The sequence below is a fragment of the Microbacterium sp. USTB-Y genome, from assembly GCF_023703415.1.
Taxonomy (GTDB): Bacteria; Actinomycetota; Actinomycetes; order Actinomycetales; family Microbacteriaceae; genus Microbacterium.
In genome coordinates this window covers 600,876-625,388 of sequence record NZ_JAGMTU010000003.1, presented here as the reverse complement: position 1 = coordinate 625,388, position 24,513 = coordinate 600,876, and the positions used below count along the sequence as shown (strand labels likewise).

Here is a 24,513-nt window from a genome sequence, read left to right as displayed (position 1 = left end):
TGAGCCCGCGCCCTAGGCTGGAAGGCATGGCCGTCTCCCCCCATACCTGCATCCTCTGGGACGTCGACGGCACGATCGCCGACGCCTCGGCCGGCATCCTTCCGCGCCTCATCCAGGTCTTCGCGGAGTTCGGCCTGCAGGAGCCGGCGCCGGAGTCGCTGTCGCGGTGGATCGGGCCTCCGATGTTCGAATCGTTCCGCGATCTGGCCGGGCTCTCCGAGGAGGACGCCCACCGGGCTGTCCGGGAGTACCGCCGGCTCGCCGCTCGGGACGGGTACGCGGCCAGTGTGCGCATCTACCCCGGCGTCGCGGAGGCGCTGCGGACCGTGAAGGCCGCGGGGATCCCGCAGGCGACCGCCAGCTCGAAGCCCGAGAACCAGGTGTTCGCGATCCTGGAGCACTACGCGCTGCTCGACGACTTCGTCATCGTCGCCGGCGCTCTCCCGGATGCCTCCGGTCTGCACGACGGGAAGGAGGCGGTGCTGCGCCGCGCACTGCACCGTCTCGCCGATGCGGGCGTGGACGTGAGCCGCCCCGTGCTCATCGGCGACCGCCTCCATGACATCGAGGGAGCGGCCCCGCTGGGCGTCCCCGTGATCTTCGTGACCTGGGGCTTCGGCGAGGCGGGGGAGTCCGCCGGATCCGTCGCCGAGGTCGCGACGCCGGAAGAGCTGCTGCGGATCCTGCTCCCGCACGGCTGAGCGCGACCCCGACGCTCCGCGAGACGCGCGCGACCGCGAGACAGCAACGCCCCCGACCGCGAGACCGAACTTCCGTCCCGAGACCGACGCTCGGATCGTGGGTTTCGGAACGCAGGTTCGGTCTCGCGGTCGTGCGCACGAATCGAGCCGGCGGTGACGCGCGCACGAATCGAGCCGACGGTCACCGCGGACAAAGAGAACTCCCCCGGGGCCGAAGCCTCGGGGGAGTCAGAAGTCCGTGTCGCTCAGAGCGGACGGATGTTCTCGGCCTGCAGGCCCTTGGGGCCCTGCGCCACATCGAACTCGACGCGCTGGTTCTCGTCGAGCGAGCGGTAGCCGGAGGATGCAATGGCGGAGTAGTGCGCGAACACGTCAGCTCCACCGTCGTCGGGGGAGATGAAGCCGAAGCCCTTCTCCGAGTTGAACCACTTAACCGTGCCCTGAGTCATGTACTGCCTTCTTGCTTGGGCTTACGCCGGCGCAGACGCCACCGACGATGCTAACGCTATCCGAGAGCACCGTCATTGCAACACCCCGCGGAACAAGGTGACGAAAATGTTGCATCCCGTGACGGGCCGGGATCCGACTGCCGCTCGGCGTTCCGCCGGGAAATGGAGCGGGTCCCCACCGCGGGGGGAGCGATGGGGACCCAGGACGACCGGAGGGTGCGTCTGAAATCAGCATAGCCCATGTTCGAAGGATTTGTCCCCCAAAAGGGGGACAGATTCCGGGTCGCGGGTCTATCATCGCAATACATCGGAATACTGGGGAGGACGGCCCCCTCGGGGTATCCATTGGGGACTGGATATGCCGAGGGGGCCAATGTGCGCACAGGCCGCCGGTCGCTGGGGATGACCTTCCGCCTTCGCTGGGGACTCAGGACGGGAACGGCCCTTTTCATGTGCGCCGGGTCAACACTAGGCGAGTGCGCCCGGCCTGTCCAGGCGCTCCGGCCGAGAGGGTGCGATCACGCGGGCAGCGCGTGCCATTCCTCCTGGAGCAGGCCGTAGCTCATGCCGTCCATCCACTCGCCGCTGCGATGCAGCGCGGTGCCCCGGCTGTGCTCCTCACGGCGCATGCCCAGCCGCTCCATCATCCGCCAGGACGCCTCGTTCGCCGCGAAGCAGCCGGCGCTCACCCGGCGCAGACCCAGCTCGGTGAAGCACGCCGCCATCACCGCGCGCACCGCCTCCGTCGCGTAGCCCCGGCCCTGATGCGCCGGATCCATTGCCCACCCGAGCTCGGCCTGGACGCCCTCCGCCTGCGCGCGCACCTCGGTCTGCGCCCACGCGTCCTCGACGCGCAGCATGATGTCGCCGATCACGCCCGCCCCGGGCAGCTCCACGAGCAGCGTGACGGCGAGCCGCTCCGGGTCCGTGAAGTGCGCACGGAACGCCTCCGCGTCGGCCGGCGCCGTGCTCAGCCAGCGCCCCACCTCGTCGATGCGGCGGTAGCGCCACACCGCGTCGGAGTCGTCCGCCGTGCTCGCGCGCACGATGAGCCGCTCGGTGCGCAGCGGGAGGGCGATCCGGTCCAGGGCGGGGGAGGTCATGCCTCCAGGCTAGGGTCCGGATCCGACATCCGCGCGGAGCGCACGTCGACGAGGCCGTCCAGAGCCTGCAGCAGGCGGGCGGCGCCGGGGCGATCGGGCGTGGTGCGGGTGTGCACCAGCACGTTCATCGCCGCGAGCACGAGCGACACCGCGCGCACGGCCTCGTCATGGTCGGAGGAGCGACGCTCGGCGAGCTCGATGAGCTGCTCGCGCACCGAGCCCATCCACTGCGAGAACGCGGGCAGCAGCTCGGGCCGCCGGATGAGCAGCTGCTTGATCCGCTGCCGGTCCATCCCCTCGTCCATCGAGGAGCCGACCACCTCGCACAGCGCGGGGACGAGCTCGCCGCGTGCCGCGAGGAACCGCCGCACCACGTCGTCCGCCGCACCGGAGGCGGGCAGCTTCAGCGCAGCCGCGGCCTTGGAGGGAAAGTAGTTGAAGAACGTGCGCGGCGACACGTCGACGGCCTGGCAGATCTGCTCGATCGTGGTGCCGTCGAGCCCCTGCTCCTCGACGAGGCGCAGGGCGGCCTCGTGCAGTGCCTGGCGGGTCTGCTGCTTCTTGCGCTCGCGTCGGCCCTCGCCGGCGCGCTCGCTCACCGCGCCCGTGCCTTCCGCGATCTCGATCATGCTCCTCATCCTCCCCGACGGGAGGGCCGGAACGGGAATCGGCCCGTTCCGGCCCCTCCGTTCAGGCCTGCTGGGTCCTGATGGTGCCGGTCTCGCTGACGCCCGCCGCGTCGGCCTGCTCCTGCAGCGCCGAGCGCGTGCGCAGCGGCGGCGCCTTGAAGAACCAGCTCAGCACGAACGCGAGCATCAGCACGCCGAAGCCGACCCAGTAGATGACGTCGATGGCCTTCGTGAAGCCGACCATGAACGGCTTGGTGAGCGCCGGATCCGCCCCGTTCAGGAACGAGGTGTCGCTGATCGTGGAGTTGGATCCGGACGAGCTGCCCGAAGTCGACACCTTTGCGAGCTGCTTGCTGATCCCGGGCGTGAGCGTGTCCACCCAGTGCTCGCGCTGCGCCTTGTCGGACCAGTCCACGACGACCTTGCCGTCCTGCACCGTACCGTTCGCCTTGTCGGCGACGGCCTGAAGCGCCGCGGCTTCGGCGCCGGGCAGGGCCTCGGCGGTCTTCTGATCGATCACCGTCTGCGCTGCCGCCGCGGGGAGCTGGCCGGCGGCCACGGCCTGGTTCACCCCGGTCGTGACGGCGTCGGTCACCGCCTTGCCCGCGGCTGCCTTCGCCTCGGTCACGCCCTTGTCGAGCTGCGCCTGGATCTGCTTCTGCGCCGGGCCGATCACCGGCTCCCAGAGCTGCTTCACCACGGCCTTGTTCTCGGTCTTGCCCGCGATGGCGGGATCGAGCGCGGCGTTCAGGCCCGCGCTCAGCGTCGCCTGGGGAGCCATGCTGTGCACGATGTTCAGCGGCAGCAGCGTGAACAGGATCGACAGCATGATCGCGGTGCCCAGCGTTCCGCCGATCTGGCGGAAGAAGGTGGCGGCGCTCGTGGCGACGCCCATGTCGGGCGCGGCGACCGCGTTCTGGCTCGCCATGGTCAGCGACTGCATGAGCTGGCCGAGGCCCAGGCCCACCACGAACATGCCGATCATCATGAACCACACCGGGGTGCTGGACGAGACGAAGGTGAGCAGCAGGAAGCCGAGCGCGGTGCACAGCGTGCCGGTGCGCGGGAAGATCCCGTACTTCCCGGTGCGCGAGGTGATCTGGCCCGCGGCCATCGACGAGGTCATGAGGCCGACGACCATCGGCAGCATCGCGAAGCCCGACTCGGTCGGGGTGAGGCCGGCGACGATCTGCATGTACAGCGGGATGGTCATCATCGCGCCGAACATGCCGAAGCCCACCAGCACGCCGATGACGGTCGCCATCGAGAAGGTGTTGGAGTGGAAGAGGCGGATCGGGATGATCGCGTCGTCCTTCATGGCGATCTCGATCAGCACGAACGCGATCGCGCCCAGGCCGCCGATGACGTAGCAGGCGATCGCGGCGAACGAGGCCCAGCCCCACTCACGACCCTGCTCCGCGACGAGCAGCAGCGGCACGAGGGCCACGATCACCGCGGTGGCGCCCCACCAGTCGATCCGGGGGTTGTCGTGCTTGGCGACCTTGGGCAGGTGCAGGAACGCGATCACCATGCCGAGGGCGATGAGGCCGATCGGGAGGTTGATGAGGAACACCCAGCGCCAGCCGGAGATCCAGAGGATCTCGTTCGCGCCCGCGAACAGGCCGCCGACGAGCGGGCCGATGAGCGAGGAGATGCCGAAGACGGCGAAGAAGTAGCCCTGGTACTTGGCGCGCTCGCGCGGAGCCAGGATGTCGGCCATGATCGCGAGCGGCAGCGACATCAGCGCGCCGGCGCCGATGCCCTGGAAGGCGCGGAACCCGGCCAGCATGATCATCGACGTCGAGAACGTCGACATCACGGATCCGATGATGAACACCGAGATGCCGAAGATGAACAGCGGGCGGCGGCCGAAGATGTCGCTGAGCTTGCCGTAGATCGGCACCGAGATCGTCGAGGTGATCAGGTACGCGGTGGTGACCCAGGCCTGCTGGTCGAGGCCGTGCAGGTCGTCGCCGATGGTGCGGATCGCGGTGCCGACGATCGTCTGGTCGAGCGAGGAGAGGAACATGCCGGCCATGAGGCCGTAGATGACGAGCAGGATCTGCCTGTGCGTCATGATCGGGGCGTTCTGCTTGCGCTCGGTGCGCGTCGCCCCCGTGGTTGCTGTCGCGGTGGACATGGAGTCCCTTCGGGTGGATCGAGGACGCCGGAGCTCGTCGTCGACACCGGTCGCCTCGAGCGCCGACGTTGGCGGCAAGAATGTTGCAGCCCTGCAAGATTACACGAAAGGAAAGGTTGCGCAAACGCACTTTCGCTATGAGGTTCCTGGATCCTGCCCGGTCGCGGGCGCCCCGCCTCAGGCCGCGTCGCGCAGCCGTGCGCCCCGCGCGGCGACCAGCTGCTCGACGCCCTCCAGAAGCCGATCCGCACCGGGACGTTCGCCACCGGCGGTGCCGTCGTGCACGATCACGCTGAGCGCGGCCATCGTGAGGGCCACGGCGGCCATGGCATCGTCCTCGTCCGCACGCTCGCGCACGAGATCGACGTACTGCTGGCGCACCGAGCCCATCCACTGCGCGAAGGCGGGCATGAGCTCGGGGCGGCGCACCACCAGCGCCTTCATGCGCCGGCGCTGCTGGGCGTCGTCCATCGACGTGCCGATCAGCGCGCACAGCGCCGGCACCAGCTCGCCCTCCGCCGCGCGGAAGGCCGCGGCGCCGTCGGGGGAGACGGCCGAGTCGGGAAGGTCGAGGGCGGCCGCGGCCTTGGACGGGAAGTAGTTGAAGAAGGTGCGCGGCGACACGTCCACCGCCTCGCAGATCTGCTCGACCGTGGTGCCGTCGAGGCCCTTCTCGTCCACCAGCCGCAGGGCGGCCTCGTGCAGGGCCTCGCGGGTCTGCTGCTTCTTGCGCTCTCGGCGCCCGCAGGTGTCCGCGTGCGGATCCGCCGCGGCGGCCTCGTCGATGTTCGTCATCTCGCTCTCCTCGAGCGCCGGGGCGGGGTGCGCCCCGGCGCTCGTCAGGCTCGGCTCAGGCCTTGTGGGTCCTGATGCTCCCGGTCTCGGTCATGCCCGCCTTGTCCGCCTGCTCCTGGAGCGCGGACCGGGCACGCAGCGGCGGCACCTTGAAGAACCAGGTGAGCACGAACGCGAGCAGGATCACGCCGAAGCCGACCCAGTACAGCGTCACGAGGCCCTGGATGAAGCCGATCATGAACGGCTTGCTGAGCGCGGCGTCGGCACCGGTGAGGAACGAGGTGTCGTTCACCGTCGTGCCGGACGACGCGGATCCGGAGGCATCGCTCTCCTTCTTCTTGATCTGGTCCTGCAGCGTCGGGACCAGCTGGTCGACCCAGTAGGTGCGCTGGTCGTGGTCGGCCCAGTCGACCGCGACCTTGTCGCCCTGCACCGAGGCGTGCGCCTTCTCGGCGACCGCGCTCAGCACCTTCTCGTGCGCCGCCACCTCGGCGGCGGGCGTCGCCTCGGCGACCTTCTGCGCGATCACCGCGGGGGCGGCCTCGGCCGGCAGCTGTCCGGCGGCGACCGCCTGGTCCACGCCCGCGGTCACCGCGGAGGTCACCGCCTCGTCCGCCGCGGCCTTCGCCTTCGCGTCGCCCTCGGCGACGCCCTTGTCGAGCTGCGCCTGGATGTTCTCGGTCAGCGGGCCGACGATCGCACTCCACTGCTGCTTCATGATCGCGGCGTTCTCGGTCTTGGACGACGCGACCGGATCCAGCGCCGTGTCGAGCGCGGCGGTCAGGTTCGCCTTGTCCTCGGTGGCGTGCAGGATGTTGGCGGGCAGCATCGAGAACAGCACGGAGAGCATGACGGCGGTGCCCAGGGTTCCGCCGATCTGGCGGAAGAAGGTGGCGGCGCTCGAGGCGACGCCCATCTCGTGCGGGGCGACGGAGTTCTGGCTCGCGAGCGTCAGCGGCTGCATGAGCTGGCCGAGGCCCAGGCCCAGCACGAACATCCCGGCGAAGATCTGCCAGAGCGGCGTCTCGTACCGGATGAGGGTGAGCGAGAAGAAGCCGACGGCGGTGAAGAGCGTTCCGAGGACGGGGAAGATGCGGTACTTGCCCGTGCGCGCGGTGAGCTGACCCGAGGTGAGCGAGGCGATCATGAGGCCGACGATCAGCGGCAGCATCGACAGGCCGGACTGGGTCGGGTTCATGCCGACGACGATCTGCATGTACAGCGGGATCGTCATCATCGCGCCGAACATCGCGAAGCCCACGAGGAAGCCGAGCACCGTGGCCATGGAGAAGGTGCCCGAGCGGAACAGCTTCAGCGGGATGATCGCGTCGTCCTTCATGAGCGCCTCGATCACGATGAATGCGACGAGGCCGATGCCGCCGATCACGTAGCAGGCGATGGAGGCGGGGGAGTCCCAGCCCCAGGCGCGGCCCTGTTCCACGACGATCAGCAGCGGCACGAGGGCCACGATCACGGCCGCGGCACCCCACCAGTCGATCCGGGGACCCTTGTGCTTTCCGACCTTGGGCAGGTGCAGGAAGGTGATCACCATGAACAGGGCGAAGAGCCCGAGCGGGATGTTGATGAGGAATGTCCAGCGCCAGCCGTCGATCCAGAGGATCTCCTTCGCTCCGGCGAACAGGCCGCCCACGAGCGGGCCGATCACGGTCGCGATGCCGAACACCGCGAAGAAGTAGCCCTGGTACTTGGCGCGCTCGCGCGGGGCGAGGATGTCGCCCATGATCGCGAGCGGAAGCGCCATGAGCGCACCGGCCCCGATGCCCTGGAAGGCGCGGAACGCGGCGAGCATCATCATCGACGTCGAGAACGCGGAGAGCGTGGATCCCAGGATGAAGATCACGATGCCGAGGATGAACAGCGGGCGGCGGCCGAAGATGTCGCTGAGCTTGCCGTAGATCGGCACGGCGATGGTCGAGGTGATGAGGAACGCGGTGGTGACCCAGGCCTGCTGGTCGAGGCCGTGCAGGTCGTCGCCGATGGTGCGGATCGCGGTGCCGAAGACGGTCTGCGCGAGCGACGACAGGAACATGCCGCTCATCAGTCCGTAGATCACCAGCATGATCTGCTTGTGCGTCATGATCGGCTTCGCGGCGAGCGGAGCGGGCGCCTCGACCGTCGTGACGGTGTCGGTGGCGGTTGCCATGGAGGTCCTTCCAGGAGAGCGGGGGATGGTGCGGTGCGGATCCCGCCCGCGGACTTCATCGATCGACGCGGGCGCCGACGCCGGCGCAAAACTTGCAACCATGCAATGTTACACCCTTGCAAGCTTTCCTGCACGCACGGATCTGGATCCGGTTCCGGGCCTCGACCCCGACGCCTCCGCCGAGAGGGTGCCTCTCGGTCGTTCGGAGCGTGCACCACCGTCGGAGATGTGCGCCACGTTCGGAGGGAATCGCCGAATCCCTCCGAGGGTGGTGCACATCTCCGACGGTGAGGCCCGCGGTCCGCGGGCGCCTTCTGCCGCACGCGTCCGCGCCGCGCCAGCTGCGCGACCCTCGTCCGCGCCGCGCGGGCCGCGCGACCCGCGAGCGCGCTCAGTTCGCGGGCGCGCTCAGCCCGCGAGCGCGCTCAGCCCGCCGGCAGGTGGTCGCAGTCGGGGGTCGGCGCCTTCCCGTCCCAGCGGTCGAGGGTCCACTGCTCGAGCTGCGGAGTGAGCGGGGAGTCGGGGCCGACGAGCTCGACGTGCCCGAGACCGGGATAGGTGCGGTAGTCGATCGGGATCCCGGCGGCACAGCGGGCCGTGACCCACGCGTCCTGGATCGCGGGCTTCACGAGCGGATCCGCGAGTCCCTGCGCGACGAGCACCGGGGCGGGGAACGGCCCGACGGGCTCCTGCGCCTTGAGCTTGTCGCCGAACGGCCCGTCGAGGAGGGCGTCGGGGAAGATCTGGTTCGGCACCTGACTGCCGCGCAGGATCGCGGCGAGGCCGTCGTGCCCGTTGAAGCAGAGCCCGCCGATGCGCTCGACCGGCCCTGCAGAACCGGGGGTGAGGCTCTTCTCGACGTTCAGCTCGGGGAAGACCTTGTCCCAGGTCGCCGCGATGTAGGCCGAGACCGTCTTGCCCGCCGTCTCCGACTTGATCGCCTCGGCGAGCGCGTACAGGTTCGAGGCCGGGGCGAACGCCGCGACGCCCTTGACCGTGAACTCCGGGGCGTATGAGGACGCGATCTGCCCGGTCCACAGAGAGCCCTGTCCACCCTGCGAGTGGCCCCAGATCACGGTGTCGGTGGAGACCTTCAGCTCGCTGAAGCCGAGCACCGCCTTCGAGGCGTCCCAGACGTTGCGCGCCTCCGCGTCGCCCACGAGATAGGGGTGCGGCCCCTTCGTGCCCAGGCCGATGTAGTCGCTGGTCACGGCGACCCAGCCGTGCTCGGTGACCATGTCGGCCATGGCGGTGCCCGCCCCGTCGGCGAACGGCGCGGCGCTCAGCGACGGCGCGCAGCCCGGAACGACCCCGACCGTGCCGTGGGCGACGGTGAGCAGGGGCAGCGGATCCGGCCCCGGGTCGGCGGGGGCGAGCACGGTGCCGCTGCTCACCGCCGGCGATCCGTCGGGGTTCGTCGTCGTGTACAGGATCCGCCATGCCCTGGCCCCCGCGGGGACGCCCACGGTCAGCGGCTCGGAGCGGATCAGCGTGCCCGGCTTCGAGGGCACCTCGGCGGGCGGCGCGTAGAAGGCGTCCGGCGTCGGCAGCGGGGTGCCGCCGAGCAGGGCGCCGCTGCCCGCGGCGAGCGCGACCGCCAGCACGAGTGCCGCGCTCGCGCCGATCGTGCGCAGCCACCGCGCACCGCGGCGTCGAGCGGGGGCCGGGCGTGCGGGGGAGCGCCGCCACACGGCGCGCACGATGAGCTGCACGCCGAGGAAGACGAACCACGCGCCGACGCCGAGCCGGAACACCACCAGGGTCAGCACCGGCCAGAACACGGTGATCGCGGCGACGGCGAGCGTGGCCAGAGCGGCGATGAGCGCGGTCGCACGCTGATCCGCACCCGGCCGGAAGGCCCGCATCGCGGTCGCGACGGCGAAGGCGACGAGCGCGATCGTCAGAAGGAGGGAGAGGATCGGCGCACCCGCCGCCGGCCACAGCGCCATCCCGGCACCGAGCAGCACGAGCAGCGCGCCGAGGCCCCGGCTGAGGATCAGGGGCAGCGATCGGGATCCGGATCCCGGCGCGGGCGCGTCGGCTCCGTCACCGGGGATGACCAGCACCGCGACACCCGCGAGCAGGATCCCGATGCCGGCGACGAGCGCGATGGTCTGCACGGTCATCGACACGAGGAGGAACACCGCGCCGACCCCGACGAGAGCGAGGCCCAGCACGATCCGCAGCGGCGTGCTCAGCCGGGTCACGGCCGGAGCGCCTCGGCCGGCAGGGCGGGGATCGCCGGATCCGGCGGCGGCGCTGTCTTCCGGATCCACGACGTCTCCCTCGGCTCGCGCCGCGGGTCTGCGGCTGAGGTCAGACTAGCGGCGTCCGGGCCGGGCGCGAGGGCCTGATTCCGAGCAGGCGCTGCGCCGGCGGGACGCCGACATATCGGTGCGCGGGGATCGCCAGGAGAAGCGGTGCGCCCGCCGGCCCCAACCGACGGGCGCAACCGTGCGTCCCCAGCGCGACGTGCCTGCGCGTCGCTGCGCCCCCGCTCAGGCAACGGGAGGCGACGATCCACGATAGAGCGGCCATCCGCCTCATCCCCGCCGGCGGCGGAACCCTGGTATCAACTACGCGCTCGGCGGTCCCGTCAGCGGCCGAGCTCCCGTCGCGAACGCGCGCCGAGTTTGGCCAGCACCCGTCTCATGTGGCCGCTCACCGTGCGGACGCTCAGGCCGAGTTCGTCCGCGATCTCCGCGTCGGTGAGGTCTCTGCTCGCGAGCTCGCCGATCTCCCGTTCGCGGCGGCTCAGGGCCGCCCAGCGCGCGTCGTCGCGCACCGCGGACGGCGCGGTCTCCGACGTCGGTGGCTCCCCGGGACGCAGCTGCCTGCGCGAGCCCAGCCCGAGCTTCCGCAGCACGTTGCCCATGTGGAAGGCCACCGCCTTGACGCCGATGCCGAGGGCGTGGGCGATCTCCGCGTTGGTCCGCCCCTCGGCGGCGAGCGCCGCCACCTCGTGCTCTCGCGGGGTCAGCGCCGCGTGCGTCCACGCGGCCCGGACGCCGCCCGCCGCGTCGGGTCCCGTCGCGGCCGAAGCCGCGGGAGCCGAGCGGATCCCGACCGCGGACCCGGAGCGTCGCGCACCGTCGAGCAGTGCGGCCGCCTCCGCCGCCGCCACCGGCCTGCCCAGGCGCAGGAAGCCCCGCTCCGCAGCGTTCAGGCAGCGGCGGGCCGTGCGCGGGGAGCCCCCGGTGGCCAGAGTCAGCCGGCCGGCGTCGAGGGCGGCCTGGGCGAGCGCCGCAGGCAGCGGCGCTCCCGGCGCGTCCTCCTGGGCGGCGGCCCGGTAGGCCCGCAGCGCCCGTTCGACGAGGCCGTACGCCTCGTGCACCCGTCCCTCCAGCCAGGCCATCGAGGCGTAGACCGGCTGGAACCCCGGCGCCGGGAGCGCGGCGAGACGCGCGAGCTCGCGATCCGCCTCCTCGGCACGGCCGAGGGACGCCAGCGCGTCGACCTTGTAGGCATAGAGGTTCTGGCTGCGCAGCAGGCGTCCCGCGAGGGGGCCTTCCGGGTCGAAGACCGCGAGCTGCGCCGCCGGATCGTGGCGCGCCCTCGCCCGCGCGATGTGCGCCAGCATCTCGTACTCGACCCCGACGGTGTCGTACCCCCGCTGCGCCAGGCGCGCCGCGGCGTCCATGTCCGCGCGCCACGCCTCCTCGTCGCCGGCGTCGGCGGCCCGCACGGCGCGCAGCGCGTAGAACACCGGCCGGCCCACCGCATCCATGTCGTCGAAGATCGTCACCGCGGCCTCGGCGAGGGCATCCTCGACCTCGGCCGTGTCGCCGAGCAGGTAGCGGCCGTAGATGTGCAGGCCGCGCGCGGTGCCCGTGCCCCATCCCGCGGTGCCGGCGCGCAGCATCCGCATGCAGGCGTCGAGGTCGGCCGCCGCTTCGCGCACGAACCCCGCCCCCGACAGCATCCCGGCATGGATCACCCGTGCGTCGAACAGGGTCGCGGACTCGGCCGGTGCCGCGGCGATCGCCCGGCCCAGCGCCGCGAACTCCACGGGCAGCCGCTCTGCCGGGCCGAGCACGCTGATGCCGAACACCTGCATCCCTGTCGCGCGCATCCGGACGTCGTGCGGGCTCGGCAGCCCCTCGTACGCTCCGCCCAGCGCGGCCCACGCGGCGCGCCACGTCTCGGGATCCGCCTCCTGCACCGCGATCAGCCACTCCGCCCCGGCACGCGCCTCGGAGAACCGCTCCATGCCGAAGTCGCGGGGATCCGCCTGGGGCGCCATGATGCCCAGCACGATCAGCACCTGGAGGCGCACGATCAGGCCGCCGAGCGGATCCGGCGCGAGCAGGCCGCCGACCGCCGCGACGTCCTCCGGCGTCTGCGGAAGCGGATCCGGGAAGCGCGGCAGCCGTGCCAGGAGATCCTCGGCGAAGCTGCGCACCCAGTCGTAATCGCCGCGGAACTCGCGCACGTGCAGCAGGGCGAGGTCGCGGAGCGGACCGGGCGCGGCGCGCTCCAGCCGTGGGATGTACTCGATCATCCGCGGGAGCGCCGACAGCGCACTCGCCGCGCGGTACAGCCCCACGACGAGCTCGTCGGCGAGGTCGTCCCCGGTGCGGTCCGCGAGCTCCATGGCCCGTCGGGCGACGGCGAACACGTGCTCGGTGCGCCGCGCGCGCACGCTCTCTGCCACGCCCGCGACGAGGAGGTCGCGCAGCGCGGGGCTCAGTGTCGACCCCCGCAGCAGCGCCGCGTCCAGGAGCCAGATCAGCGCTCGGTGGCGGGTGCCCTCCGCCTCCCCGGGGATGGCCTCCGCACCGGCGACGAGGATGCGGGCGCGCCGCTCGTCGTCGAGGTGCGCCGCGACGTCGGTGCCGTACAGATCGTGGAACACCGTCCACTCCCGTTCCCCCTCGGCACCGCCGTGCTCTGCTGCGCGGGAGATCAGCAGTCCGTGCGCGGAGGCCGCGACGAGGTCGATCGGCTCGCCGCAGAGCGCCGCGACACCGGCGAGCTCGTCGGCGCGCAGCGGCGTGGCCAGGACCGCGGCCATCTCGACGGCGGTCCGTGCCGCCCCCGGCAGGCCGGCGCCGAGCTCCCCGAACGGGTTGCCCGGCACGAAGCCCCGGGCGATGTCCGCATCCGTGACGTCCTCGTCGAACCTCGCCCGCCGCTCCGAGGTGACCCGCGCCCGCTCCGCCCACACGGGCGCCATCCCGCTCACCACCTGGTCCACGAGCAGCGGTCCGCCGCCGGAGACCCGGCGGATCCGCTCGGCGAGCTCGAGCGAGACCTCGATGCCGTGGATCGCCGAGACGTACCGGCGCACGCCCGCCGCATCGAGCGCGTCGATGCGGATGCGCCGGCTCACCGGCCAGCGATCCGGATCCGCGGCGAGCACCGTCTCCCGCAGGGCGCCGGTGTCCGGATCCCGTCCCGCGAGCACCGCGCAGACGCCCCAGCCGGCGAGCTGGCGCAGCACGAGGCGCAGCACGCGCACGGACCCCTCATCGGCCCACTGCGCATCGTCGACCACGAGCAGCAGGCGCCGTCGGGAGGAGAGCCCTCGCTGCAGGGCCGATGATAGCCGCTCGGCCAGCGCCAGGAGCGTCGGCGCGGCACCGGGCGCGGACGCGGATCCGGGATCCGCTTCCGCGCCGGATCTCGACCGGGCGGACGCCGGGCGGACGCGGGCGGCGTCCACCCGGCCCGCCGGGCTCGCGGCGTGGATGAGCTGCTCGGCGACCGCATAGAGGGTGCTGCGCCGGCCACGGTCGGCGACGACCGACACCACGCGCCAGCGCACGGCTCCCGGGCGTGCGGCCACCGCCGCGAGCTGCTGCACCCACACGGTCTTGCCCGCACCCGAGGGGCCGGTCACGGCGAACAGCGAGGCCGCCGCGAGCACGGCCTCGCCCAGGACGGCCTCCGGAGCGTCGGCCGGCGCGATCGAGGGGAGCACCGGCATCAGGAGACCCGCCGACAACCGCCCGTTCACCGAAGTCATCGCCGCCCCCATCGACCGCCAGGAACCAGAAGAGGCCCGGATCCGATGGATCCGAGCCTCTCATACTGTGCGCGAGGGGGGACTTGAACCCCCACGCCCTTGCAGGCACTGGCACCTGAAGCCAGCGCGTCTACCTATTCCGCCACTCGCGCATGTCGGCCCTCGCGAACCAACCTCCCGAGAATATCACGCTCCGGCACCGTGCTCGAACCAGAGCCGCAGCAGCGCACGGACCTCCGCCGAACCGCGGGCTCCTTCGGGGTTTCCCGTGTCTCCCGCCCGGCCCGGGGGATCATTCAGGCCGTGTCGCTAACATGGCCCTACCGATCGGTGAGCCATGGGAGCCCAGTGGGACTACTAGACAGCTTTGAGAAGGGTCTCGAACGCGCTGTGAACAGCGCCTTCGCGAAGACCTTCCGCAGCGGCATCCAGCCCGTGGAGATCGCCTCGGCTCTGCGGCGCGAGATGGACACCAAGGCCGCGGTCGTCAGCCGCGACCGGATCATCGTTCCCAGCACCTTCCTCGTGCACCTCAGCGGCGACGACGCCACCGCGATGCACGGACTCGGATCCGCCCTCCTCGACGAGCTGCACGTGCTCGTCAATGACCACGCCAAGGCCCAGGGCTACAGCTTCTCCGGCCCCGTGAACATCGCCATCGAAGCCGACGACCGGCTCACGACCGGCACCGTGCGGGTCGAGTCCACCTCGACGTCCTCCGCCGGCGCCCGCGTCACCTGGCAGGCGGAGATCGCGACCGGAGGCTCCCGATACCCGCTCACCCGGGCGCGCACGGTCATCGGCCGCGGCAGCGACGCCGACATCACGATCGGCGACGCGGGGTCCAGCCGCAAGCACGCCGAGGTGCTGTGGGACGGCGATCACGCCATGCTCCGCGACCTCGGATCCACCAACGGCACCAAGCTCAACGGCCAGCGCGTGCGCGAGGCCCAGCTCGAGAGCGGCATGGTGATCACGATCGGCCGCACCGACCTCACGTTCCAGGTGGTTCCCGTGTCCGCTCCCGCGCGCGGCGGCCGCGGCGACGACGCGACCAGGAGCCTTCGGCATGAGTGAACTGACCCTGCTCCTGCTGCGCATCGGCTTCCTCGTGCTGATGTGGTTCTTCGTGTTCGCCGTGGTCTACTCGCTGCGCGCCGATCTCTTCGGCGTGCGCGTGCGCAAGATGCCGCAGGGCGAGGCGGCCGCGGCGAGCGCGCCCGCGAAGCCGGCCGCGGCGCCCGCGAAGCCGAAGGCGGCCCCGCGCAGCAAGCCGGGCGGCCCCGCCACGACGTCCAGCGTCACGAAGCTCGTGATCACCTCCGGCCCGAAGGCGGGCCTCGAGGTGCCGCTCGGCTCCGAGCCGATGTCGATCGGCCGCTCCAGCGAGTCCGGGCTCGTGATCCGCGACGACTACACGTCCAGCCACCACGCGCGGCTGCTGCTGTGGGGCGAGCAGTGGATGCTGCAGGATCTCGACTCCACGAACGGCACCTTCCTGAACGGCGAGCGCGTCGGCGCCCCCGTCTCGGTGGCGGTCGGCGCCCCCATCAAGGTGGGCGCCACGACCTTCGAGCTGCGGGCGTAACCGGCGGCCATGGTCTTCGAGGGCTCGAGCGCCGCGATCTCCCACACCGGGAAGGTCCGCTCCAACAACCAGGACTCCGGCTATGCCGGGGCGAACCTGTTCGTCGTCGCCGACGGCATGGGCGGCCACGCGGGCGGCGACGTCGCCAGCAGCATCGCGATCCACCGGCTGCAGAACCTCGACCACGCCTACCCCTCGACGATGGACGCGCAGGCGTCGCTGCAGGCCGCGGCCACCACCGCGGCGGGCGACATGATCCGCGCCGTGAAGGACCGTCCCGAGCTCGCCGGCCTCGGCACCACCCTCGACGCGATCATCATGGTCGACGACTACGCCGTCATCGGCCACATCGGCGATTCACGGATCTACCTCTACCGCGACGAGGCGCTGACCCAGATCACCACGGATCACACGTTCGTGCAGCGGCTGGTCGACTCCGGGCGCATCACCCCGGAGGAGGCGCGCTACCACCCGCGCCGCTCGGTGCTGATGCGCGTGCTCAGCGACATGGACGCGGATCCCGAGCTCGACATGTTCGTCATGCCGACCCAGCCGGGCGACCGCTGGCTGCTCTGCTCGGACGGCCTCAGCGGCGTGGTCGACGAGACGCACATGCTCAAGGCGCTGCGCCTGGGGATGGCGCCGGGCCGCACCGCCGACGGCCTGCTCAAGTTCGCGCTCGACGGCGGCGCGCCCGACAACGTCACGATCGTGATCGTCGACGTGGGCGGCCAGCATCCGGTGCTCTCCGGATCCGCCACGATCGTCGGCGCGGCCGCGAACCCCCAGGGCGTCATCGTCCCCGCCGCGCGCCCGGCCCGGCCGAGCTGGCTGCATCCGGTGCGCCAGGCGGCGAACGAGCCCACGCACTTCGAGCCCGCCGCCGGCTACCTCGAGGAGCTCATCGAGGAGGACCACCGGCGCGCCGTGCGACGGCGCATCGGCTGGATCACCGGGTTCATCGTCGTGATCGCGCTGATGGCGGCCGCGCTCTTCGGCGCCTACGCGTGGACGCAGACCCGCTACTTCGTGGGGGTCGGCGAGGAGACGGGCACTGTCGTGATCTTCCAGGGGATCCAGCAGGATCTCGGGCCGATCTCGCTCTCGCACGTCTACGAGGACACCGGCATCAAGGTCTCCGACCTGCCGGCGTTCTACCAGTCGGCCGTCAAGGAGACCACGAGCGCCAGCACGCTCGCGGCGGCGCAGACGACGGTCGACAGCCTCCGCGCCGCCGCAGGGACGGGGAAGACGCCATGACCGCCACCGCCCCCGACGTCACGGCCGACACCGCCGTGCTGCGCGCGCTGCGCCGCATCCGCGGTCCGCAGACGCAGCGCAACCGCGAGTTCTGGCTGCTGCTGTTCGCGGTGGTCGTCGCCGGCGCGGCGCTCACCCTCGTGCAGCTCGGCGCGCTCGGGCGCATCGACCCGATGATCCTGCTCATCGGCGGCGGACTGGCGGTGCTGGTGTTCGCGCTGCACATCGTGCTGCGCTTCGTCGCGAGCGACGCGGATCCGTTCGTGCTGCCGATCGCGACGCTCCTCACCGGCGTCGGCATCGCGGAGATCTACCGCATCGACATCGCGAACCACGACACGGGCTGGAACGCGTCGTCCAACAAGCAGCTCATGTGGATGGCGATCTCCGTGGTCGGCGCGATCGCGATCGTGATCTTCCTGCGCAACTACCGGGTGCTCTACAAGTACACCTACGTCTCGGGGCTGACGGGTCTCGTGCTCCTGGTGCTCCCCTTCATCCCGGGTCTGAAGGCCGACGCGAACGCCGATGTGTGGATCTCGATCGGCGGGCTCGGCTTCCAGCCGGGAGAGCTGTCGAAGATCTTCCTCGCGATCTTCTTCGCGGGCTATCTGGTGCGCACCAGGGAGAGCCTGTCGTCCGTGGGCAAGCGGTTCGCGGGGATCACCTGGCCGCGCATGCGCGAGCTCGGCCCCGTGATCGTGGTCTGGCTCATCTCGCTCGGCATCATCGTCGCCCAGCACGACCTCGGTACCGGCGTGCTCATCTTCGGCATGTTCATCGTGATGCTCTACGTCGCGACCGGCAAGACGAGCTGGGTGCTCATCGGCGTCGCGGGCGTGGTCGTCGGCGTCGCGGTCGTCTCGCAGTTCCTCACCTACGTGCAGAACCGCTTCAACACGTGGATCAACGCGTTCGACCCCGACCTCATGCAGGACCAGAGCTATCAGCTCACCCAGGGCATCTTCGGGCTCGCGCACGGCGGCCTGATCGGAACGGGTCTCGGCCAGGGCCGCCCGCAGATCACCCCGGTCGCCGAGAGCGACTTCATCATCACCAGCCTCGGCGAGGAGCTCGGCCTGATCGGCCTGTTCGCCCTGCTCTGCCTGTACATGGTGTTCGTGAGCCGCGGCCTGCGCATCGGCGTCGCCGGACAGGACGACTTCGGCAAGCTGCTCGCCGTCGGCGTCTCGTTCACGATCGGCCTGCAGGTCTTCATCATGGTGGGCGGCGTCACCCGCGTGATCCCGCTGACGGGTCTCACCACTCCGTTCCTCGCCGCCGGCGGATCGTCCCTCATCGCCAACTGGCTCATCGTCGGACTGCTGCTGCGGATCTCCGACGGCGTGCGCCGCCAACCCCGGGTGGTGATCGGATGACCAAAGAGCTCCGTCGCATCAGCATCCTCGTGCTGGTCATGTTCCTCGCCCTGTTCGGCTCGATCAGCTGGATCCAGGTCGTGCAGGCCGACGCCCTCGCGCAGAACGACGCGAACCGGCGCACCCGCTTGGACAGCTACGAGATCCAGCGCGGATCGATCATCGCGGGCGGCGCCCCGATCGCGACCTCCGTGCCGTCGAACGACATGTACTCGTTCCAGCGCGTCTACACGGATCCGCAGATGTGGTCCGCCGTGACCGGCTACTACAACCCGGCCCTCGGAAGCGCGACCGGCATCGAGAAGGCCATGAACAGCGAGCTCAGCGGCACGGGCGGCTCCCAGTTCCTGTCCTCGATCGAGCGGATCATCTCCGGCCAGCCGCAGAAGGGCGCGAACGTGGTGCTCACGCTCGACCCGGTCGCGCAGAAGGCCGCCTACGACGCGCTGCAGGGCTACCAGGGCGCCGTGGTCGCGATCGAGCCGAAGACGGGCCGGATCCTCGCGCTGGTCTCCACCCCCGGCTTCGACACGAACAGCCTCGCGGCGCACGACTCCCAGGCCGTGAACACCACCTACGACGCCCTGGTCGCCGACCCGAACAAGCCGCTGTCGAACCGCGCCATCGGCGGCAACATGAACCCGCCCGGGTCCACGTTCAAGCTGGTCGTGGCCGCGGCCGCGCTCGACTCGGGCAAGTTCACGATGCAGTCGACGTTCCCGAACCCGGCCGCCTTCACCCTCCCCGGCACCAGCACCGCCGTGCACAACGCCTGGGGCGGCACCTGCCCCGGCGGCGACGGGCAGAACGTGTCCCTCGCCGATGCGATCCGCTACAGCTGCAACATCCCGATGGCCGAGCTCGCCGTCCAGCTCGGCGATGACGCGATCCGCGCCGCCGCCGAGAAGTTCGGCTTCGGCCAGGAGTTCTCGCTGCCGCTGCAGTCGTCCGCGTCGACCTACCCGAAGAACCTCTCCCCGGACAAGACGGGTCTCACCGGCTTCGGCCAGGGCGACGTGCGCGCGACCCCGCTGCAGATGGCCATGGTCTCCGCCGGCATCGCGAACGGCGGCCTGGTGATGAACCCGCGCATGGTCGACCAGGTCGTCGGAGACGACCTCTCGGTGCAGAAGCAGTACGAGAACAGCCAGTTCCGGCAGGCGATGACCGGCGACGAGGCCGCGGCGATCACGGCCGCCATGCAGGCGTCGGTCTCAAGCGGCGCGGCGCAGGGTGCAAGAATAGACGGAGTCGACGTGGCCGGGAAGACGGGCACGGCGGAGAACGGCGACACAGACCCTTACACGCTGTGGTTCACCGGCTTCGCGCCCGCTTCGAACCCGGAGATCGCCGTTGCGGTCGTCGTCGAAGACGGCGGTGGGCAGGGACAGTCCGGATCCGGTGACACGATCGCGTCACCGATTGCGAAGAAGGTCATGGAGGCGGTGCTGAACAGATGAGGCCGACGCAGGGTGTGCATTTCGGCGGTCGCTACGAGCTGCAGTCTCGGATCGCCATCGGCGGCATGGGCGAGGTGTGGGAGGCGACCGACCACGTCATCGGACGGACCGTCGCCATCAAGATCCTCAAGGACGAGTACATGGGGGATCCGGGCTTCCTCGAGCGCTTCCGCGCCGAGGCCCGCCACGCGGCCCTCGTGAACCACGAGGGCATCGCCAGCGTGTTCGACTACGGCGAGGAGAACGGCTCCGCGTACCTCGTCATGGAGCTCGTGCCGGGCGAGGCGCTGTCGACGATCATCGAGCGCGAGGGATCCCTCAGCGCCGACAAGACGCTCGACATCGTCGCGCAGACCGCCTCGGCGCTGCAGGCCGCGCACGCCGCCGGCCTCGTGCACCGCGACATCAAGCCGGGCAACCTGCTGATCACGCCCGACGGCCGCGTCAAGATCACCGACTTCGGCATCGCCCGCATCGCCGACCAGGTGCCGCTCACCGCGACCGGCCAGGTCATGGGCACCGTGCAGTACCTCTCGCCCGAGCAGGCCTCGGGACACGCCGCGTCGCCCGCGACCGACATCTACTCGCTCGGCATCGTCGCGTACGAGTGCCTGGCGGGCAAGCGCCCGTTCACGGGCGAGTCGCAGGTCGCGATCGCCATGGCGCAGATCAACGACACCCCGCCGCCGCTGCCCCCCACGGTGCCGCAGCCGGTGCAGAACCTCGTCATGGCGATGATCGCGAAGAAGCCGGCCGACCGGCCGAGCTCCGCGGCGACCGTCGCACGGGCCGCGCAGGCGCTGCGCCGCGGCGACCTGAACTCCGCCGCGATCGCCGTTCCCGCGGTCATCGCCGGAGTGGTGGGCGTCGGCGCCGCCGCGCCCGGGGGCGACGACGCCATGACCCAGCTGCTCGGGGCCACCCAGGGCGCGACCACGATCATGCCGACCACGGCGCAGATCCCGACCGAGGCCGACCAGGCTCCGGAGAAGAAGAAGCGCAGCCCCTGGACCTGGCCGCTGATCGCTCTCATCGCGCTGCTGATCATCGTGCTCGGCGGCACCGTGTGGGCCCTGCTGTCGAACCAGAAGGCGCCCACGCCGCCGCCCAGCTCGTCGGCGTCGCAGACCCCGCCGTCCAAGACGCCGACACCCACGCCCACGCAGACCAGGGTCGACGTCGACGCCCTCGGGCTCGTCGGCCTCACGTGCGACGACGCCACGGCGAAGGCGCGCGACGCCGGCCTGCAGGCCACCTGTGCGGACGGCGACCCGGCTCCGGCGGCCGACCAGGTCGGCAAGGTCTACAACGTGAATCCGACCGGCAAGGTGCCGAGCGGATCCTCGATCGCCCTCACCCGGTATGCCGACCGCACGCAGCCCCCGAAGCCGGCGTCCGCGCCGACCTTCTCCGGCGACATGGTCGCCGGAGGCACGATCACCGTCTCCTGGGGATCCGGTTACGTCTGCCCCAACGGCACGTCGATCACCGGCTACATCGTCACGATCGACGGCGGCTCCTTCATGTCCGGCGGCCCCGGTTTCCCGGCGGAGACGACGAGCACCGAGGTCCGGCTGGCGCAGAGCGGCGACTTCACCGCGAAGTTCTCCGTCAAGTGCGGCGACCAGCAGAGTCCCGACTCCGACGCGCGCACCGCGCAGATCCAGTCCGGGCCGACGCCTCCGGTGACGGTACCGCCCACGCCCTGAACCGCGGCACCGCAGCAGAATCACGAGAACGAGGGGGGTCCTCCGTGACGACGACCACGCGCGTCATGGCCGGTCGCTACCGCGTCGATGACCTCATCGGCCGGGGCGGCATGGCCCATGTGCACCGGGGGTACGACCTGACCCTCGGCCGCGAGGTCGCGATCAAGATCCTGGACCGCGAGCTCGCCCGCGACGCCGGCTTCCGCACGCGCTTCCGGATGGAGGCGCAGGCCGCATCGCGCATGTCGCATCCGTCGATCGTGCGCGTCTTCGACGCGGGGGAGGACTCCACCCCCGAGGCCGGCGGCACCCCCGCCGAGCCCGTGCCCTTCATCGTGATGGAGCTGGTGCCCGGCGAGCTGCTCAAGGACGTCATCGCGCGCGGCCCGGTGCCCACCGCCGACGCCGTGCGCTACGCCGACGGGATCCTCGAGGCTCTGGAGTACTCGCACCGCGCCGGTGTCGTGCACCGCGACATCAAGCCGGGCAACGTCAAGATCACGCCCGCCGGCACCGTGAAGGTGATGGACTTCGGCATCGCCCGAGCGGTGTCCGACTCGTCGTCGACGGTCGCCGAGACCACCCAGATCATCGGCACCGCCGCCTATTTCTCGCCCGAGCAGGCCAAGGGCGAGCAGGTCGACGCGCGCACCGACCTGTACTCGACCGGGGTCGTGCTGTACGAGATGCTCGCGGGGCGCCAGCCGTTCCGCGGGGAGTCGCCGGTCGCGGTCGCGTACCAGCACGTCAGCGAGACGCCGCTGCCGCCCAGCGAGGTCCACGAGGAGGACCACTCGTCCGCGGAGCTCCAGCGCATCAGGGCCCTGGAGCCGATCGTGCTGCGCGCGATGGCGAAGGACCCGTTCCAGCGGTTCCCCGACGCGGCCTCGTTCCGGACCGCGCTCGATGAGGCCGTGACGGGCGCGGCGCCCACTAAGAAGCAGCTCTCCTCGCTCACCAGCGAGCTGTACGGCGCCAGCCCCCGGCACGCGCAGGAGACCGCGCGGACGCTCCGCCAGCTCTCCTCCGACACGACGATGACGCGCACGCAGTCGGGTCCGCCCGTCGCGTGGGTCTGGGCCGGCGTCGCCCTGCTCGTGGTGCTGCTCGCATCGGTGCTCATCTGGGTGCTGGCGATCAAGCCGACCACCGGGGTGCCGAGCGCCGGTCGCACGGTGCCGAACGTGGTCGGTCAGACCTACGAGACCGCCGTCGAGCTGCTCGACAAGAACGACCTGCGCGCGATCCGCATCGACCAGGCGGATGCCACCGTCGACAAGGGCAAGGTCATCAGCACCGATCCGACGGCCGGCAGCGGCATGGACAAGGGCCAGTCAGTCACCGTCTACGTCTCGACCGGTGCCGCGCAGATCGTGGTCCCGACGCTGGAGGGGCTCAGCGCCTCCGCCGCCAAGGACGCACTGGCCAAGGCCGGTCTGCAGCTGGGCTCGGTCACCCAGAAGAACGATCCCCGCACGCAGCACGACATCGTCCTGTCCGCGAGCGAGCAGGCGGGAGCCAAAGTCCCGCCGGGCACCGTCGTCGACCTGCTCGTGGCGAGCGGGGTCGTGACGGTGAACGATCTCACCGGCTGGTCGCTCGATTCGGCGACCCAATGGCTGGAGCAGCAGGGACTCACCGCGAACCCGGTGGAGAATCCCGGATGCAAGGCGACCGATCCGAAGACGGTGTCCTCGATGTCGGTGCCGCCGGGCGACGTGCCCGTGCAGTCGACGGTCGATCTCTCCTACTGCACCGGCAAGTAGCCCTTCCTTCGGGGTCGTTGAGCGAGGACGCCGCAGGCGACCGAGACGAAACGCCGTCCCCTCGCGAGGTGGCCGGCTCAGGGACCGGGTGCCGGCGACGACCCGATGCTCACATCGCCCGGCGACACCAGAGGACTCACCCAGGGGAAGACCCAGAACATCAGGGCGTACAGCACGGCCGCGAGCAGCACGAGCACGACGATCAGCCGCACCCACCACGGGCCGGGGAGGATCCGCCACAGGGCGCCGTACATCAGCTCACCGCCTTCAACGAGGCCGGGGCGCCCAGCGCCCTCGGCTGGAAGCTCTCGAACACCCCGTAGGCCACGATGCGCTCCGCGAGGGAGTACAGCGGCGAGCACGCCGTGAGCGTGATGTACCGTCCGCCGGGGGCCGCCTCCGGCGCCTGGGGCACGGGATCCAGCACGTCGACGCTGTCGGGAGTGACGTACTCGAGCGTGCGGAACCGATAGGTGTACCAGCCCTGCTCCGTCTCGATCACGATCGCGTCGTTCAGCCGCAGCCGGTCGAGCTGATTGAACGGCTTGCCCCAGGTCGTGCGGTGCGCGGCCATGGAGAAGTTGCCGACCTGTCCCGGCATCCCCGAGTTCGGGTACACGCCGATCCAGCCGTGGTCGAGGGTGGCGGGCCGGGTCACTCCCCCGGCGATCTCGACGTTGTAATCGGAGCCCCAGCGGGGCACGTGCATCTGAGCACCCCAGGGGACTCCGTCCTCGGGGGGACTCATGACCGGCGGGACGTACTGCGGATGCGCTCCGTCGGTGCCGTGTCCGTCGTCGGCGACCGGCGGCAGCGGAGGCTTCGCGTCCGCCCACTTCTGGGAGACCTGCCGGCCCTTGTCGTTGGCCTCGGCGCTCATGATCGCGTCGCCGATCCACATCTGCCAGGCGACGAACAGCAGCACCAGCACACCCGCGGTCAGCAGCAGCTCGCCCAGCACGCTGACGAACGTGGCGCGCCGCCGCGGACGGCGGCCGACGCGACGGGCGGAGGCTCGCGGAGCGTCGGTCATGCCGCGATCCTACCCAGCCCTCCTTTGCGCCCGATTCCGCCCTCTGGTCGGCACGGGCCTTTGGGTAGACTGGGCGCATGGCACGATCCCGCAAGCCCGAAGAAGCCGCCACCCCGAAGGTCGACGGCGAAGCCGCTCCCAACGCCGTGTGGTTCAAGCCGGTCATGGTCGGCTTCATGCTGCTGGGCCTGGCCTGGATCCTGGTGTTCTACATCACCGGCATGCAGTACCCGATCCCCGGCCTGCAGTCCTGGAACCTGCTGATCGGACTCGGGATCGCGCTCATCGGCTTCCTGATGACGACCCGCTGGCGCTGACGCCGCCCCTCCTCCTCGGAACGCCCCTGCTCATGCGGGGGCGTTTCTGCTT

Annotated in this window: 19 protein-coding genes and 1 tRNA gene; 9 read left to right on the top strand and 11 right to left on the bottom strand. The window is 71.0% G+C overall.

All coding sequences use genetic code 11. The features are described from left to right. Window positions 1-26 precede the first annotated feature (26 nt). Window positions 27-701, top strand: a complete 675-nt coding sequence (locus J8G10_RS10165; protein ID WP_251443970.1) for an HAD hydrolase-like protein — start codon at window positions 27-29, stop codon at window positions 699-701. Window positions 702-946: 245 nt separating this feature from the next. On the opposite strand, the gene J8G10_RS10160 is transcribed toward J8G10_RS10165, so the two are convergent. The 9 genes from J8G10_RS10160 to J8G10_RS10120 all read right to left on the bottom strand — a co-directional run bounded on the left by J8G10_RS10160 (window position 947) and on the right by J8G10_RS10120 (window position 14,101). Further along, window positions 947-1,150 carry a cold-shock protein gene (locus J8G10_RS10160; protein ID WP_045250254.1) on the bottom strand — a complete coding sequence of 68 codons (204 nt, stop codon included), beginning with the start codon at window positions 1,148-1,150 and terminating at the stop codon, window positions 947-949. A 518-nt stretch (window positions 1,151-1,668) separates the two neighbouring features. After that, window positions 1,669-2,253, bottom strand: a complete 585-nt coding sequence (locus J8G10_RS10155) for a GNAT family N-acetyltransferase (protein ID WP_251443968.1) — start codon at window positions 2,251-2,253, stop codon at window positions 1,669-1,671. After that, the gene (locus J8G10_RS10150) at window positions 2,250-2,882 is read right to left on the bottom strand and encodes a TetR/AcrR family transcriptional regulator (protein ID WP_251443965.1); all 633 of its coding nucleotides are present in this window, start codon (window positions 2,880-2,882) and stop codon (window positions 2,250-2,252) included. The genes J8G10_RS10155 and J8G10_RS10150 overlap by 4 nt, the downstream gene beginning before the upstream one ends. Window positions 2,883-2,943: 61 nt before the next feature. Then, window positions 2,944-5,022, bottom strand: coding sequence for an MDR family MFS transporter (locus J8G10_RS10145; RefSeq protein ID WP_251443962.1), 2,079 nt, complete (start codon window positions 5,020-5,022; stop codon window positions 2,944-2,946). Between the two features lie 177 nt (window positions 5,023-5,199). After that, window positions 5,200-5,817, bottom strand: coding sequence for a TetR/AcrR family transcriptional regulator (locus J8G10_RS10140; RefSeq protein WP_251443959.1), 618 nt, complete (start codon window positions 5,815-5,817; stop codon window positions 5,200-5,202). Window positions 5,818-5,872: 55 nt separating this feature from the next. Next, on the bottom strand, window positions 5,873-7,981 hold the full coding sequence (locus tag J8G10_RS10135; protein ID WP_251443955.1) for an MDR family MFS transporter: 2,109 nt from the start codon (window positions 7,979-7,981) through the stop codon (window positions 5,873-5,875). 425 nt (window positions 7,982-8,406) lie between these two features. After that, window positions 8,407-10,257 carry a lipase family protein gene (locus J8G10_RS10130; RefSeq protein ID WP_251443953.1) on the bottom strand — a complete coding sequence of 617 codons (1,851 nt, stop codon included), beginning with the start codon at window positions 10,255-10,257 and terminating at the stop codon, window positions 8,407-8,409. A 320-nt stretch (window positions 10,258-10,577) separates the two neighbouring features. Next, a complete protein-coding gene (locus J8G10_RS10125) occupies window positions 10,578-13,949 on the bottom strand; it encodes a LuxR family transcriptional regulator (RefSeq protein ID WP_251443951.1) in 3,372 nt (1,123 codons plus the stop codon). Window positions 13,950-14,017: 68 nt separating this feature from the next. Next, window positions 14,018-14,101, bottom strand: a tRNA-Leu gene (locus J8G10_RS10120). Between the two features lie 196 nt (window positions 14,102-14,297). Here J8G10_RS10120 and J8G10_RS10115 point away from each other — a divergent pair. From J8G10_RS10115 to pknB, 7 genes are all read left to right on the top strand, one after another. Continuing rightward, a complete protein-coding gene (locus J8G10_RS10115) occupies window positions 14,298-15,026 on the top strand; it encodes a DUF3662 and FHA domain-containing protein (RefSeq protein WP_251443949.1) in 729 nt (242 codons plus the stop codon). Beyond that, window positions 15,019-15,537, top strand: coding sequence for an FHA domain-containing protein (locus tag J8G10_RS10110; RefSeq protein WP_251443947.1), 519 nt, complete (start codon window positions 15,019-15,021; stop codon window positions 15,535-15,537). Before J8G10_RS10115 ends, J8G10_RS10110 begins: the two co-directional genes overlap by 8 nt. 9 nt (window positions 15,538-15,546) lie before the next feature. Next, entirely contained in the window at window positions 15,547-16,797 is a 1,251-nt protein-coding gene (locus J8G10_RS10105) for a PP2C family serine/threonine-protein phosphatase (RefSeq protein ID WP_251443945.1), read from the top strand. Continuing rightward, window positions 16,794-18,176, top strand: a complete 1,383-nt coding sequence (locus J8G10_RS10100) for an FtsW/RodA/SpoVE family cell cycle protein (RefSeq protein WP_251443943.1) — start codon at window positions 16,794-16,796, stop codon at window positions 18,174-18,176. The genes J8G10_RS10105 and J8G10_RS10100 overlap by 4 nt, the downstream gene beginning before the upstream one ends. Next, entirely contained in the window at window positions 18,173-19,636 is a 1,464-nt protein-coding gene (locus tag J8G10_RS10095; protein WP_251443941.1) for a penicillin-binding protein 2, read from the top strand. Before J8G10_RS10100 ends, J8G10_RS10095 begins: the two co-directional genes overlap by 4 nt. Next, entirely contained in the window at window positions 19,633-21,345 is a 1,713-nt protein-coding gene (locus J8G10_RS10090; RefSeq protein ID WP_251443937.1) for a serine/threonine-protein kinase, read from the top strand. The genes J8G10_RS10095 and J8G10_RS10090 overlap by 4 nt, the downstream gene beginning before the upstream one ends. A 65-nt stretch (window positions 21,346-21,410) precedes the next feature. Beyond that, on the top strand, window positions 21,411-23,111 hold the full coding sequence (pknB, locus tag J8G10_RS10085; RefSeq protein WP_285814243.1) for a Stk1 family PASTA domain-containing Ser/Thr kinase: 1,701 nt from the start codon (window positions 21,411-21,413) through the stop codon (window positions 23,109-23,111). 77 nt (window positions 23,112-23,188) lie between these two features. Here pknB and J8G10_RS10080 read toward each other — a convergent pair whose 3' ends face one another. Next, on the bottom strand, window positions 23,189-23,365 hold the full coding sequence (locus tag J8G10_RS10080; protein WP_251443920.1) for a hypothetical protein: 177 nt from the start codon (window positions 23,363-23,365) through the stop codon (window positions 23,189-23,191). Continuing rightward, window positions 23,365-24,144, bottom strand: a complete 780-nt coding sequence (locus J8G10_RS10075) for a class E sortase (protein ID WP_251443917.1) — start codon at window positions 24,142-24,144, stop codon at window positions 23,365-23,367. Before J8G10_RS10075 ends, J8G10_RS10080 begins: the two co-directional genes overlap by 1 nt. 77 nt (window positions 24,145-24,221) lie before the next feature. On the opposite strand from J8G10_RS10075, the gene J8G10_RS10070 reads away from it, so the two are divergent. After that, on the top strand, window positions 24,222-24,461 hold the full coding sequence (locus J8G10_RS10070; RefSeq protein ID WP_233310795.1) for a cell division protein CrgA: 240 nt from the start codon (window positions 24,222-24,224) through the stop codon (window positions 24,459-24,461). Window positions 24,462-24,513: the final 52 nt, after the last annotated feature.

Coding starts and splice junctions, on each gene's coding strand:
- J8G10_RS10165 (WP_251443970.1), top strand. CDS start 27: ATGGCCGTCTCCCCCCATACCTGCATCCTCTGGGACGTCGACGGCACG.
- J8G10_RS10160 (WP_045250254.1), bottom strand. CDS start 1,150: ATGACTCAGGGCACGGTTAAGTGGTTCAACTCGGAGAAGGGCTTCGGC.
- J8G10_RS10155 (WP_251443968.1), bottom strand. CDS start 2,253: ATGACCTCCCCCGCCCTGGACCGGATCGCCCTCCCGCTGCGCACCGAG.
- J8G10_RS10150 (WP_251443965.1), bottom strand. CDS start 2,882: ATGATCGAGATCGCGGAAGGCACGGGCGCGGTGAGCGAGCGCGCCGGC.
- J8G10_RS10145 (WP_251443962.1), bottom strand. CDS start 5,022: ATGTCCACCGCGACAGCAACCACGGGGGCGACGCGCACCGAGCGCAAG.
- J8G10_RS10140 (WP_251443959.1), bottom strand. CDS start 5,817: ATGACGAACATCGACGAGGCCGCCGCGGCGGATCCGCACGCGGACACC.
- J8G10_RS10135 (WP_251443955.1), bottom strand. CDS start 7,981: ATGGCAACCGCCACCGACACCGTCACGACGGTCGAGGCGCCCGCTCCG.
- J8G10_RS10125 (WP_251443951.1), bottom strand. CDS start 13,949: ATGACTTCGGTGAACGGGCGGTTGTCGGCGGGTCTCCTGATGCCGGTG.
- J8G10_RS10110 (WP_251443947.1), top strand. CDS start 15,019: ATGAGTGAACTGACCCTGCTCCTGCTGCGCATCGGCTTCCTCGTGCTG.
- J8G10_RS10105 (WP_251443945.1), top strand. CDS start 15,547: ATGGTCTTCGAGGGCTCGAGCGCCGCGATCTCCCACACCGGGAAGGTC.
- J8G10_RS10100 (WP_251443943.1), top strand. CDS start 16,794: ATGACCGCCACCGCCCCCGACGTCACGGCCGACACCGCCGTGCTGCGC.
- J8G10_RS10095 (WP_251443941.1), top strand. CDS start 18,173: ATGACCAAAGAGCTCCGTCGCATCAGCATCCTCGTGCTGGTCATGTTC.
- J8G10_RS10090 (WP_251443937.1), top strand. CDS start 19,633: ATGAGGCCGACGCAGGGTGTGCATTTCGGCGGTCGCTACGAGCTGCAG.
- pknB (WP_285814243.1), top strand. CDS start 21,411: ATGGCCGGTCGCTACCGCGTCGATGACCTCATCGGCCGGGGCGGCATG.
- J8G10_RS10080 (WP_251443920.1), bottom strand. CDS start 23,365: ATGTACGGCGCCCTGTGGCGGATCCTCCCCGGCCCGTGGTGGGTGCGG.
- J8G10_RS10075 (WP_251443917.1), bottom strand. CDS start 24,144: ATGACCGACGCTCCGCGAGCCTCCGCCCGTCGCGTCGGCCGCCGTCCG.
- J8G10_RS10070 (WP_233310795.1), top strand. CDS start 24,222: ATGGCACGATCCCGCAAGCCCGAAGAAGCCGCCACCCCGAAGGTCGAC.